We start from the raw sequence: 13,079 nt of genomic DNA, 5'->3' as shown, positions 1-13,079 counted from the left end.
CTATGCCGGCCGCTTCGCCAGCAGCATATAATTCACGTCCATATCCTTGGACAGATTCCATTGGTTCGACAGCGGATTGAAGAAGACGCCAGTGCGGTCGGTGATCTCCAGGCCGCTTGCGGCCAGCGGCTTTTCCAGTTCTTCCGGGCGCACCAGCTTTTCATACTGATGGGTGCCGCGCGGCAGCCAGCGCAGAATGTTCTCGGCGGCGAAGATGGCAAGCGCTGCCGCCTTCATCGTGCGGTTGATGGTGGCAACGAAGATCAGGCCGCCGGGGCGGACCATTTTCGCGCAGATCGTCATGAAGAATTCGACATCGGCGACGTGTTCGACAACTTCCATGTTCAAGACGATATCGAAGGTCTCGCCAGCCTCAGCGAGCTCCTCGGCGGTGACGGCGCGATAGTCGACCGAAACGCCGGAGGCCTTCGCATGGGTGGAGGCGATGCCAATATTCTTCTCAGACGGATCGGCGCCGACGACGGAGGCGCCCATGCGGGCGACAGGTTCGGACAACAGGCCGCCGCCGCAGCCGATATCGAGCACGCGCAACCCCTCGAGCGGGCGCGCGCTCTTTGGATTGAGGCCGAAATTCTCGCAGGCTTTGTCGCGGATATAGGCGAGGCGGACAGGATTGAACTTGTGCAGCGGCTTGAATTTGCCGGTCGGGCTCCACCATTCCGCCGCCATCGCCGAGAAGCGGTCCACTTCGCCCTGGTCGATCGTGCTTCTGGCGCCTTCCGTCATCGTCCACTCCTTCATTCGCTAAAAGTGAAGTCGGACGATCGGGGGCATAAGTCAAGGGTGCAGACCAAAGGACTGGCGAGGGCGGAACCGCTCGCCAATAGCTTTTATCGCGCGCGCTTGCCTCCCCCCGCCAAACTCGCTAAGAGACGCCGCAACTTGGGGCCTTTGGGGACCTGGGCTTTAGAGCGGTTCCGGAAGTTGGAAATCCGGCTCTTGGCCAAGCGGTCTGCCCCAGAGCTTTCGTGATGCCGGGTCCGGTTTTCCGCTTTCCCGGCGCCAGTCGTGGTAGAGGCATATGGCACGCATCGTAATGAAATTCGGCGGCACGTCCGTCGCTGACCTGGACCGCATCAAGAATGTTGCCCGCCACGTAAAACGCGAAGTCGATGCCGGGCACGAGGTGGCGGTGGTGGTGTCGGCCATGTCCGGCAAGACCAATGAACTGGTTGGCTGGGTCCAGGGCACACCGAAGGTGATCGGTGCCAATTCTCCGTTTTACGATGCGCGGGAATATGATGCGGTGGTCGCATCCGGCGAGCAGGTGACATCTGGGCTGCTGGCGATCGCATTGCAGGCGATGGATATCAATGCCCGTTCCTGGCAGGGATGGCAGATCCCGATCCGCACCGATAACGCGCATGGCGCGGCGCGGATCATGGAGATTGACGGTTCTGACATCGTCAAACGCATGGGCGAGGGGCAGGTCGCCGTCATCTCCGGCTTCCAGGGGTTGGGACCCGACAACCGTATCGCGACGCTCGGGCGCGGTGGATCGGACACCTCGGCCGTCGCAATCGCGGCAGCTGTCAAGGCAGACCGCTGCGATATCTATACCGATGTCGATGGCGTCTACACGACCGATCCACGCATCGTGCCGAAGGCGCGCAGGCTGAAGAAGATCGCCTTCGAGGAAATGCTGGAAATGGCCTCGCTCGGCGCTAAGGTGCTGCAGGTGCGCTCAGTCGAGCTTGCCATGGTGCACAAGGTGCGTACCTTCGTGCGCTCGTCATTCGAAGATCCCGATGCTCCGGGCATGGGCGATCTGTTGAACCCGCCCGGAACGCTGATTTGTGACGAGGATGAAATCGTGGAACAGGAAGTAGTCACCGGCATCGCCTATGCCAAGGATGAGGCTCAGATCTCGCTTCGCCGTCTTGCCGACCGGCCGGGCGTTTCCGCGGCGATCTTCGGGCCGCTCGCCGAATCTCATATCAATGTCGACATGATCGTCCAGAATATCTCCGAGGACGGATCGAAGACCGACATGACCTTCACCGTACCATCAGGCGACGTCGAGAAGGCGATCAAGGTGCTCGGCGACCATAAGGAGAAGATCGGCTACGACGTCGTGCAGAACGAATCGGGGCTGGTGAAAGTATCGGTCATCGGCATCGGCATGCGCAGCCATGCGGGCGTCGCTGCGACTGCGTTTCGTGCACTTGCCGAAAAAGGCATCAACATCAAGGCGATCACGACCTCCGAGATCAAGATTTCCATCCTGATCGACGGTCCCTATGCAGAACTCGCTGTCAGGACTTTGCATTCCTGCTACGGTCTGGATAAGAATTGATTCCCAGCGGGCGGCCTGCCCCTTCAGGTTGAGGAGATGAGGGCCGGCCCGCCGGGACTGAGTGCGTTGTTTCGGGAGCTTGAGACGCCATGAGAGACCTTTCCGGCGGTCCGCGCGTGCTGCTCAGGCGGTTGCGCGAGTTGATGGCGGAGCCGCTGGAGCCGCAGGAGCGTCTTGACCGGATCGTCCGCCAGATCGCCGGCAATATGGTGGCGGAGGTTTGCTCCGTCTATGTGCTGCGCGCCGACGGCGTACTCGAACTTTATGCGACAGAAGGCCTCAACCGCGAGGCCGTTCACTTAGCGCAACTGAAGATGGGGCAAGGCCTGGTCGGCACCATCGCGGCCTCGGCCCAGCCGCTCAACCTTTCCGACGCTCAGTCGCACCCTGCCTTCCGCTACCTGCCGGAAACGGGCGAAGAAATCTACCATTCCTTCCTCGGCGTGCCGATCCTCAGGACCGGGCGCTCGCTCGGCGTTCTCGTCGTGCAGAACAAGGCGAGCCGTAACTATCGCGAGGAAGAGCTGGAAGCGCTCGAGACGACGGCGATGGTGCTTGCAGAGATGATCGCCACCGGCGAGCTCAAGAAGATCACCAAGCCGGGCCTCGAACTCGATCTGACGCGTTCGGTGACCGTCGACGGCGATACTTATAATGACGGCATCGGCCTCGGTTACGTCGTGCTCCACGAGCCGCGCATCGTCGTCACCAACCTGTTGAACGAAGATGCCGAGAAGGAAATCCGGCGGCTGGCCGAAGCCATGGGCTCGCTTCGGATTTCGATCGACGACATGCTGTCGCGTCGCGACGTCTCGATGGAGGGCGAGCATCGCGAGGTGCTCGAAACCTATCGCATGTTCGCCCATGACCAGGGCTGGGTGCGCAAGCTCGAGGAGGCGATCCGCAACGGCCTGACGGCGGAAGCGGCGGTCGAGAAGGTGCAGAGCGACACCAAGGCGCGGATGATGCGGTTGACCGACCCTTATCTGCGCGAACGCATGCATGATTTCGAGGATCTGGCGAACCGTCTGCTCAGACAGTTGACCGGTTATACCGGCCGGACGACCGCCGAAGGTTTCCCCAGCGACGCGATCATCCTGGCGCGCGCGATGGGAGCAGCCGAACTGCTCGATTATCCGCGTTCCAATGTGCGTGGGCTGGTGCTGGAAGAAGGGGCGGTGACGAGCCACGTGGTGATCGTCGCGCGCGCCATGGGTATTCCGGTCATCGGTCAGGCAGCGGGCGTGGTGGCGCTCGCCGAGAACGGCGATGCCGTGATCATCGACGCCGACGAGGGACATGTGCATCTGCGGCCGATGGCCGATCACCGGCGTTCCTACGAGGAAAAGGTCCGCTTCCGCGCCAGGCGGCAGGAGCAGTTCCGGGCGCTGCGCGCCGTCGAGCCGGTGACCAAGGACGGGCGGCGGATCGCGCTCATGATGAATGCCGGCCTGCTGGTCGACCTGCCGCAGCTTTCGGAATCGGGTGCCGAGGGCATCGGCCTCTTCCGCACCGAGCTGCAGTTCATGATCGCCTCCACCATGCCGAAGGCGGAGGAGCAGGAGCAGTTCTATCGCAATGTGATAAAGCAGGCGGCGGGCCGCTCCGTCACCTTCCGTACGCTCGACATCGGCGGCGACAAGGTGGTGCCGTATTTCCGTGGCCATGAGGAAGAAAATCCCGCACTCGGCTGGCGCGCCATCCGGCTGTCGCTCGACCGGCCGGGACTGTTGCGCACCCAGTTGCGCGCTCTGCTGAAGGCATCGGCCGACACCGAGCTGAAGCTGATGGTGCCGATGGTGACCGAGGTTTCCGAGCTGAAGATAGTGCGCGAGCTCTTGCAGAAGGAAGTGCAGCACCTCTCGCGCTTCGGCCACGGGCTGCCGCGCAAGCTGCAATTCGGGGCGATGCTGGAGGTGCCGGCACTGCTTTGGCAGCTCGATGAATTGATGGAGGCGGTCGATTTCGTCTCGGTCGGTTCGAACGATCTCTTCCAATTCTCGATGGCGGTCGATCGCGGCAATGCGCGGGTCTCGGACCGCTTCGATCCGCTCGGCAAACCGTTCTTGCGCATCCTGCGCGACATCGTGCGCGGGGCGGACCGGAACAAGACACCGGTGACACTCTGCGGCGAACTCGCCAGCAAACCCATCTCGGCAATGGCGCTGCTCGGCATCGGCTTCCGCTCGATCTCGATGTCGCCGGCCTCGATCGGACCGGTGAAGGCGATGCTGCTCGGGCTCGATGTCGGGGCGCTGACGAAGGCGATGGACGAGGTGCTGGACGATCACCACGCCTTGATGCCGATGCGCGAGGTGCTTGCCCGCTTCGCCGAGAGCCACAATATTCCCCTTTAGACAGGGATTAAGAAGAATCGGAGTGCAGGGTGGCGAAGCTTCCCGTTGAAAAGATGCGCGAGCTGGAACGTCGTTTCGGCGAGATCGAGGCGCGCATGTCGGCTGGCCCGGCTGCCGATGTCTATGTGAAGCTCGCATCCGAATATTCCGAGCTGCAGCCTGTCGTGACGAAGATCCGCGTCTATGAGAAGGCGATCGCCGAGCTTGCCGATCTCGAAACGCTGCTCGAGGACAGGTCCGTCGACCGCGAGATGCGCGACCTCGCCGAGCTGGAGCTGCCCGAGGTGAAAGAGCAGATCGAGGCGCTGGAACAGGAGATGCAGATCCTGCTTCTGCCGAAGGACGCAGCCGACGAAAAGAGCGCGATCCTCGAAATCCGCGCCGGCACGGGCGGCTCGGAAGCGGCCCTTTTCGCCGGCGATCTCTTTCGCATGTACGAGCGCTTTGCGGCGGAAAAGGGCTGGAAGGTGGAGGTGCTCTCGGCGAGCGAGGGCGAAGCCGGCGGCTACAAGGAAATCATCGCGACGATCACCGGTAGAGGCGTCTTCGCCAAGCTGAAATTCGAATCCGGCGTGCATCGCGTGCAGCGTGTGCCGGAAACCGAGGCGGGCGGACGCATCCATACGTCGGCCGCAACGGTTGCGGTGCTGCCGGAGGCAGAGGAGATCGACATCGAGATCCGGGCCGAGGATATCCGCATCGACACGATGCGCTCTTCGGGTGCGGGCGGCCAGCACGTCAATACAACGGACTCGGCGGTGCGCATTACCCACCTGCCGAGCGGCATCGTCGTCACCAGCTCGGAAAAATCACAACACCAAAATCGCGCCAAGGCCATGCAGGTGCTGCGCTCCAGGCTCTACGATGCCGAGCGGCAGAGGGCCGACAGCGAGCGCTCTGCCGATCGCAAGAGCCAGGTCGGCTCCGGCGACCGCTCGGAACGCATCCGCACCTATAATTTCCCGCAGGGGCGGGTGACGGACCATCGCATCAACCTGACGCTCTATAAGCTCGACCGGATGATGGAAGGCGAGATCGAGGAGGTCGTCGACGCGCTGATGGCCGATTACCAGGCCAGCCAGCTGGCGCAGCTCGGCGAGCAACAATGAGCTCGACGGTCGCCGATATGCTTGCCGATGCGCGTCGCCGCTTCACCGAAGCAGGTATGGTCGACCCGGCGACCGATGCGCGGCTGCTTGTCGCGGGCCTTCTGAAACTGTCGCCGACCGAGCTGTTGACGCGATCGGCCGAGAGGCTTTCTGCTGAGCAGGCCGAAGTGATTTTCAAGGCGCTGGAGCGGCGGCTTGGCCATGAGCCGGTGCATCGCATTCTCGGCGAGCGGGAATTCTATGGCCTGCCACTCCGGCTCTCGGCGGAAACGCTGGAGCCGCGGCCGGATACGGAAATCCTGGTCGATACGGTTCTCGTCTATCTCAAAGACCTTGCAAAGGCGCAAAGCCGTCTCCATATCCTTGACATGGGAACCGGGACCGGGGCGATATGCCTTGCGCTTTTGAGCGAATGTCCTGATGCGTCAGGTGTCGGCAGCGACATATCGGCGGATGCACTTTTGACGGCAAGATCGAATGCAGAAAGAAACGGGTTGCAGGATCGTTTTGAGGCCGTACAGTCGAATTGGTTCGAGGACATCCAGGGATCCTTTCACGCGATTGTCTCAAATCCGCCCTATATTGCTTCCAATGTCATTCACGATCTCGCTCCCGAAGTGACCAAATTTGATCCGGCTGCGGCTCTGGATGGCGGCCCGGATGGGCTTGACGCTTACAAAGCCATAGCCAAGGATGCGGCAAAGTTCATCAGGCCCGATGGGGTCGTCGGACTGGAGATCGGCTACGATCAGCGAAACGACGTGACGGCGATCTTTGAAGCGAAAGGCTTCAGGTGCCTCAAATCCGTGAAAGATTATGGTCAGAACGACAGGGTGCTCGTGTTCGCGCTCGCGTGAAAGACGATAATGCGGCATTGGACGAGACATTATTGTTATTGCGAAGAAAAGGCTTGGATTTCCCGGTGAAGCAATATAGGTTGCGGTCACGTGTTGGGCAGATAGGAATGAACGAGATTCGTTCGGTACTTGGTTTGCCTCGGGGGTCCGCTCTTTTAAACGAGAGTTTCAACGGTTGAACACGACCCAATGCGTGAATCAGTCAAACTGACTTGAGAACCAAGCGGCAGGTCGGCGCAAAGGCGCAGTATGCTCGCGGCACAAAGGTCCTGATCCGGTTTTCCGGTCATGGCGGTTGGTGCCATGTATCCATCACAAACAGAGAATTCAGGTGAACGATCTATGAGGCCAGGACAGCAGAACAAGCGCGGTCGAGGGCGTGGTAACAATAATAACGGCGGCGGCGGCGGTGGAAATAACAATAACAACAATTTCAACCGCAAGGGCGGCAATCCGCTAACCCGGACCTATGACAGCTCCGGCCCCGATGTGAAGATTCGCGGTACTGCGCAGCATATCGCCGAAAAATATGCGCAGCTCGCCCGCGACGCCCAAAGCTCCGGCGACCGCGTGATTGCCGAGAACTATCTCCAGCACGCCGAACATTATAATCGTATCATTGCCAGCGCCCAGGCGCAGATGCAGGAACGCTTCCAGCGCGACGACCGCGGCGAGTACAATGATCGCGACGGTGCGGATCGCGACGGCGACGATATGGACAACAATGACAATGAGAATGACAATGATGGCGACGATGTCGTTATCGTCCAGCCGCCGCAGAGCAGGCCGCACCAGCCGCAGCAGAGCAGACAACACCAGCCGCAGGCACAGCCGAAGCCGGTAGCCGCTCAGGCGCCTGCACCGGCACCCCAGTCCGAGGTCATCGATGGAACCGGCCCGCAGCCGGAGATCGAAGGCATTCCGGCCGAAGTCGCCATGGACGAGGAAGGTGCCGGCGGCCAGCCGCGCGAACGCCAGCCCCGCCGCCGCAGCACCGGCAGCCGTCCCCGTCGCCCGCGTCGCGGCGCTGAGGGCGAAGAAGCAGCCGCTGAAGGCGAGGGTGCCTCTGCCGAGGCGCCAGTGCTGGCTGATGTCGCATCGGAATGAGGATTTCGCTTCCCCCCTCAGGGAGAGCGTGACGTTCATGCCATCTGCTCGAATTAGCTTGAAAATCCCCGGCCTCGTGCCGGGGATTTTCATTTTATGGGCTCTTTAAACTCGCAGAACAGGCTACCATATTCTCCTCGAACTGCTTCGCCCAAATCTCAGACGGGCCAGGCGCGGCCTGCCTTTTCAGGGGGTCGATCTCAATCATCGGTCTGCGCCTCGTCAGGGCAGGGCGATCCATGGAGGTAGAATATGAATATCGAGAAATATTCGGAGCGGGTGCGCGGTTTCATCCAGTCCGCCCAGACCTATGCGCTGGCGCAAGGTCACCAGCAATTTACGCCCGAACATGTGCTGAAAGTCCTGCTCGACGACGATCAGGGCATGGCGGCGTCGCTGATCGAACGCGCCGGCGGCGATGCCAAGGCCGCCCGTCTTGCCAATGACGCGGCCCTTGCCAAGCTGCCGAAGATCTCCGGCGGCAACGGCAATATCTATCTGGCACAGCCGCTCGCCAAGGTGCTTTCGACCGCCGAAGAAGCGGCGAAGAAGGCCGGCGACAGCTTCGTTACCGTCGAGCGCCTGCTGCAGGCGCTGGCGATCGAATCCTCCGCCTCGACCTTTTCGACCCTGAAGAATGCCGGCGTGACGGCCCAGGGTCTCAATCAAGTCATCAACGACATTCGCAAGGGGCGGACGGCGGATTCCTCCAATGCCGAGCAGGGTTTCGACTCGCTGAAGAAGTTCGCACGCGATCTCACCGCCGAAGCCCGTGAGGGCAAGCTCGACCCGGTGATCGGTCGCGACGACGAAATCCGCCGCACCATCCAGGTGCTTTCACGCCGGACGAAGAACAATCCTGTGCTGATCGGCGAACCCGGCGTCGGCAAGACGGCGATCGTCGAGGGCCTGGCGCTACGCATCGTCAACGGTGACGTGCCGGAATCGCTCAAAGACAAGAAGCTGATGGCGCTCGACATGGGCGCGCTGATTGCCGGTGCGAAATACCGCGGCGAATTCGAGGAGCGGCTGAAGGCCGTGCTCAATGAAGTCCAGGCGGAAAACGGCGAGATCATCCTGTTCATCGACGAGATGCATACGCTGGTCGGCGCCGGCAAGGCGGATGGGGCGATGGATGCCTCCAACCTGCTGAAGCCCGCCCTTGCCCGTGGCGAGCTGCATTGCGTCGGCGCGACCACGCTCGATGAATATCGCAAACATGTCGAGAAGGACCCGGCCCTTGCCCGTCGCTTCCAGCCCGTCGTCGTCGACGAACCGACGGTCGAAGATACGATCTCTATCCTGCGCGGCCTGAAGGAAAAATACGAGCAGCATCACAAGGTGCGCATCGCCGATGCGGCGCTGGTCGCCGCGGCAACACTTTCCAACCGCTATATCACCGACCGTTTCCTGCCCGACAAGGCGATCGACCTGATGGACGAGGCGGCGGCGCGGTTGCGCATGCAGGTGGATTCCAAGCCGGAAGAGCTCGACGAACTCGACCGGCGCATCATGCAGCTGAAGATCGAGCGCGAGGCGCTGAAAAAGGAAACGGACGCCGCGTCCGCCGACCGGCTGAAGCGGCTTGAAACCGAAGTGACCGATCTCGAGGAACAGGCCGATGCGCTGACTGCCCGCTGGCAGGCGGAAAAGCAGAAACTCGGCCTTGCCGCCGATCTCAAGAAGCAGCTCGATGATGCCCGCAATGAACTGGCGATCGCCCAGCGCAAAGGCGAATTCCAGCGTGCCGGAGAGCTGACCTACGGCGTCATTCCGGACCTTGAAAAGCAGCTCGTCGATGCCGAGAAGCAGGATGGCGACCGCGGCGCGATGGTGCAGGAGGTCGTCACCCCCGACAACATCGCCCATGTCGTGTCCCGCTGGACCGGCATTCCGGTCGACAGGATGCTGGAGGGCGAACGCGACAAGCTGCTCCGGATGGAAGACGAGTTGGCGAAATCGGTGATCGGCCAGGGCGATGCGGTGCAGGCCGTGTCGCGCGCTGTCCGCCGCGCGCGTGCCGGTCTGCAGGATCCGAACCGGCCGATCGGCTCGTTCATCTTCCTCGGCCCGACCGGCGTCGGCAAGACGGAACTCACCAAGGCGCTCGCCCGCTTCCTCTTCGACGACGAGACGGCGATGGTGCGCATGGACATGTCGGAATATATGGAGAAGCACTCCGTTGCCCGGCTGATCGGTGCGCCTCCCGGCTATGTCGGTTATGATGAAGGCGGAGCGCTGACGGAAGCCGTGCGCCGCCGGCCCTATCAGGTCGTGCTGTTCGACGAGATCGAAAAGGCGCATCCCGACGTCTTCAATATCCTGCTGCAGGTGCTGGACGACGGGCGTCTGACGGACGGCCAGGGCCGGACGGTCGATTTCCGCAACACGATGATCATCATGACCTCGAATCTCGGCGCCGAATATCTGACGCAGCTGAGGGACGGCGACGACAGCGACACGGTTCGCGAGCAGGTGATGGAGGTGGTGCGCGGGCATTTCCGGCCGGAATTCCTGAACCGCATCGACGAGATCATCCTCTTCCATCGCCTGAAGCGCGAGGAGATGGGCGCGATCGTCGATATCCAGCTGAAGCGGCTGGTGGCTCTGCTGTCCGAGCGCAAGATCGTCATCGACCTCGACGAGGAAGCCCGCCACTGGCTGGCGAACAAGGGTTACGATCCGGTCTACGGCGCAAGGCCGCTGAAGCGGGTGATCCAGAAGTTCGTGCAGGATCCGCTGGCCGAGCAAATCCTGTCCGGCCAGGTGCCGGACGGATCGACGGTGACGGTGACGAGCGGTTCGGACCGGCTGCAGTTCACGACGAGGCAGACGGTGAGCGAAGCGGCGTAAGCCGGTTTATCGAACGGATGGGAAATGGCGGCTTCGGGCCGCCATTTTCGTTTGGTGGCTTTTTTCGTTTGGTGGCGGGGGCGACTCTTGAAGGGGAAGCAGCGTAGATGGACGCTACTTGCTCGCCACCTGGTCCGGCGTCTGGTTGTTCAGCAGCGTATCGATGCGCTTGCGCTCGTCTTCGAATTTCGCCAGCGCCTCGCCCTGCAGCGATTTGCCGCCCGGCAGGCGGATGCGCAGCGGATCGACCTTGGTGCCGTTGACGATCAGCTCGTAATGCAAGTGCGGGCCGGTGGATTCGCCCGTTGTGCCGACCCAGCCGATCACCTGACCCTGGCGGATCTTGGCACCGGGGACGACGCCCTTGGCAATGGCGCTCTGGTGATTGTAGGAGGATTCATAGCCGTTGGCATGGCGCACGATCGTCTGGTTGCCATAACCGCCGGAATCCCAGCCGGCTTTTTCGACCGTGCCGTTGCCGGCGGCGATGATCGCCGTGCCGCGGGGTGCAGCCCAGTCGACGCCGGTGTGCATGCGGGCAAAACCGAGGATCGGGTGGCGGCGCATGCCGAAGCCCGATTTGAAGATGCCGTTCGGCACCGGGTTGCGCAGCAGGAACTGGCGGATACTCTTGCCGTTCTCGTCGAAATAATCGACCGTGCCGTCCTCGGGGTCCTGGAAGCGGTAGAAGCGCGTCTGCGTATCGCCGAAACGGGCGTTGACGTAGAGCAGTTCGGAATCCTCGGTCGCCTGGCCGCCGCTGTCGGCGACGGAGAAGAAGGCCTCGAGACTGTCGGTCGGCCTCAGCTGTGCCTGGAAATCGACATTGCTGGCGAGCAGCTTGATGATCAGCGCCGTCATATCCTTGGTCATGCCGTAGGAAAGGGCGGCACGATAGATGCCGTCATAGACGCGCGGCAGGTTCTGGCCGGGGGGCGGTGCAAAGGAATTATCATCGAAGGCGGTGGCGATGGCATCCAGCATCGGCGGCTCGCTGCCGGGCACGTATCTGCCCTTGTCGTCGACGGCCACGGTGACGAGATGGCGCGTGCCGCGATAGACGCTGGCTCGGATGATCTTTGCCTGTTCGCCCTTCTGAATGATGCCGATGCGCAGCACATCACCCTTGTCGAGATCACCAGAACCCAGTTGCTGCGCGATATAGCCGGCAATGCCGTCGGCATATTGCTGCGGATAGCCTGAATCCGTCAGCGCCTTGGCGATGGGCGTATCGACGCGCACGGGCAGGATGTCGTCTGCGAATTCTTCGGTCTGCGGCGTGATCGATTCCGATGCGGAGACCGTCATGTTCTGTTCGAGGACGCGGGCGGACAGACCGGCGGTCAGATCGACGTCGGCGTCCTCGTTGGAGAAACGACGCGGATCGACGTAATAAAGGGCTGCGAGCTGTGTGTTGCCGTCGGTCAGCACCGAGCCGTTGGAGCGCACGTTCTCTTCAACCTCCTCGAGCGACAGGCCGGACGCCATCTGCATGCTGGTCTTGCCGGTCGGGAAGGGGATGGTCTTCAGGCTGACTTCGGATTCGACGTCGGAGCCGTAAAGCGCACCGGTGCGGCTTTGCGGCGCGGGCTGAGGCTCGTCGGCGGAAAAGATCGCCAGGGGATCGAAGTCGGGATAGTCCTCGGTCGCCACATGGTTGGCGGCCAGCGTCATCTTCACATGTGCGAAGGGCTGGCGGCGCACCACTTCCTTTTCGCCGTCGTGGACGACGGTTGAGACTTCCATGATGGCACGGTCGGATGGTTTTGCGGCGATGGCGGGCGCGATGAGCCGGCCACCGCGGACCACTGTCGTATCCTCATGCGCGTCCGCCGCAACACTTGCATAGGCCTCGGCGGGGATCGCCAATTGCTGGCGGCCGTCAAGGGCGGCAAAAAGGGCGACCCCCATCAGGACGGACGATGTGATGCCGGTGAGGAACGTGCCCGAGAGCCAGCGCAAGGAAACTTCGCGCCGGTCGGGCGCGCGTCTGCCGTCGGCCAGAAGCGGAGGCTCGTTGCCCAACGAGCGGATCATCATTTTCTCCGTCATCATGGCAGTCGGGTCCGCGTCCTTACATCAGGCGTCTGTGGGAGCATGTAGCCATCCTGGCTGGGGCGAAAGATGTGCATATTTTGGGCATGGAAGTCAAATCACTCAGGAAAAGGCAGTCTGCCTGCATTTGCCTGTGTGAATCATGTGTGTCTCTTAAGACCAGCAGATTGTGATGATGTCGGGGCGCGGGAGACAAAACAGCGTTCTTTCCACGAAAAGTCGAAAGACGTTCATCTTTCCTGTCCGTGTAAGGCCGGTCGGAATCCGGGAAACGAACGCATTTGCGTGCTGTCTGAAATTTTTCCTGTAAAAACAATGGCCTGAAAGAAAAATCAATTTTTTCGAAAAGCGCTGTTGACTGTTCTAATGGGTTAGTTCTATAAGCCCACTCACTGAACGAGGGCGGCGGCGCTGCTGGCGACGA

8 protein-coding genes are annotated in these 13,079 nt (G+C 61.6%); 6 read left to right on the top strand and 2 right to left on the bottom strand.

Features of this window, described 5'->3' with window-relative positions; genetic code table 11:
* Positions 1-747, bottom strand: a complete 747-nt coding sequence (gene ubiG, locus C3Y91_RS28855) for a bifunctional 2-polyprenyl-6-hydroxyphenol methylase/3-demethylubiquinol 3-O-methyltransferase UbiG (RefSeq protein ID WP_018069205.1) — start codon at positions 745-747, stop codon at positions 1-3.
* A gap of 295 nt (positions 748-1,042) precedes the next feature.
* On the opposite strand from ubiG, the gene C3Y91_RS28850 reads away from it, so the two are divergent.
* The 6 genes from C3Y91_RS28850 (at position 1,043) to clpB (ending at position 10,600) form a co-directional block, all read left to right on the top strand.
* A complete protein-coding gene (locus C3Y91_RS28850; RefSeq protein ID WP_011653679.1) occupies positions 1,043-2,317 on the top strand; it encodes an aspartate kinase in 1,275 nt (424 codons plus the stop codon).
* A gap of 89 nt (positions 2,318-2,406) precedes the next feature.
* Positions 2,407-4,674 (top strand): phosphoenolpyruvate--protein phosphotransferase, encoded by a 2,268-nt coding sequence (gene ptsP, locus C3Y91_RS28845; RefSeq protein ID WP_018069204.1) that lies wholly within the window; start codon positions 2,407-2,409, stop codon positions 4,672-4,674.
* Positions 4,675-4,703: 29 nt separating this feature from the next.
* A complete protein-coding gene (prfA, locus tag C3Y91_RS28840) occupies positions 4,704-5,783 on the top strand; it encodes a peptide chain release factor 1 (protein WP_018069203.1) in 1,080 nt (359 codons plus the stop codon).
* The gene (gene prmC, locus C3Y91_RS28835; protein ID WP_075225963.1) at positions 5,780-6,640 is read left to right on the top strand and encodes a peptide chain release factor N(5)-glutamine methyltransferase; all 861 of its coding nucleotides are present in this window, start codon (positions 5,780-5,782) and stop codon (positions 6,638-6,640) included. The genes prfA and prmC overlap by 4 nt, the downstream gene beginning before the upstream one ends.
* 342 nt (positions 6,641-6,982) lie before the next feature.
* On the top strand, positions 6,983-7,747 hold the full coding sequence (locus C3Y91_RS28830) for a DUF4167 domain-containing protein (protein ID WP_130673162.1): 765 nt from the start codon (positions 6,983-6,985) through the stop codon (positions 7,745-7,747).
* A gap of 252 nt (positions 7,748-7,999) precedes the next feature.
* Entirely contained in the window at positions 8,000-10,600 is a 2,601-nt protein-coding gene (gene clpB / locus C3Y91_RS28825) for an ATP-dependent chaperone ClpB (protein WP_168576100.1), read from the top strand.
* A gap of 114 nt (positions 10,601-10,714) precedes the next feature.
* Here the strand turns inward: clpB and C3Y91_RS28820 are convergent, their stop codons facing one another.
* Entirely contained in the window at positions 10,715-12,655 is a 1,941-nt protein-coding gene (locus tag C3Y91_RS28820) for a M23 family metallopeptidase (RefSeq protein ID WP_027689391.1), read from the bottom strand.
* Positions 12,656-13,079 lie beyond the last annotated feature (424 nt).

Source organism: Rhizobium ruizarguesonis (genome assembly GCF_012349115.1).
In the GTDB taxonomy this organism is placed as follows: Bacteria; Pseudomonadota; Alphaproteobacteria; order Rhizobiales; family Rhizobiaceae; genus Rhizobium; species Rhizobium ruizarguesonis.
This window is presented reverse-complemented; position numbering and strand designations above follow the sequence as displayed.

What these genes read in the sequence shown, in the direction of transcription:
- ubiG (WP_018069205.1), bottom strand. Translation starts at nt 747, where the DNA reads ATGACGGAAGGCGCCAGAAGCACGATCGACCAGGGCGAAGTGGACCGC.
- C3Y91_RS28850 (WP_011653679.1), top strand. Translation starts at nt 1,043, where the DNA reads ATGGCACGCATCGTAATGAAATTCGGCGGCACGTCCGTCGCTGACCTG.
- ptsP (WP_018069204.1), top strand. Translation starts at nt 2,407, where the DNA reads ATGAGAGACCTTTCCGGCGGTCCGCGCGTGCTGCTCAGGCGGTTGCGC.
- prmC (WP_075225963.1), top strand. Translation starts at nt 5,780, where the DNA reads ATGAGCTCGACGGTCGCCGATATGCTTGCCGATGCGCGTCGCCGCTTC.
- C3Y91_RS28830 (WP_130673162.1), top strand. Translation starts at nt 6,983, where the DNA reads ATGAGGCCAGGACAGCAGAACAAGCGCGGTCGAGGGCGTGGTAACAAT.
- clpB (WP_168576100.1), top strand. Translation starts at nt 8,000, where the DNA reads ATGAATATCGAGAAATATTCGGAGCGGGTGCGCGGTTTCATCCAGTCC.
- C3Y91_RS28820 (WP_027689391.1), bottom strand. Translation starts at nt 12,655, where the DNA reads ATGATGACGGAGAAAATGATGATCCGCTCGTTGGGCAACGAGCCTCCG.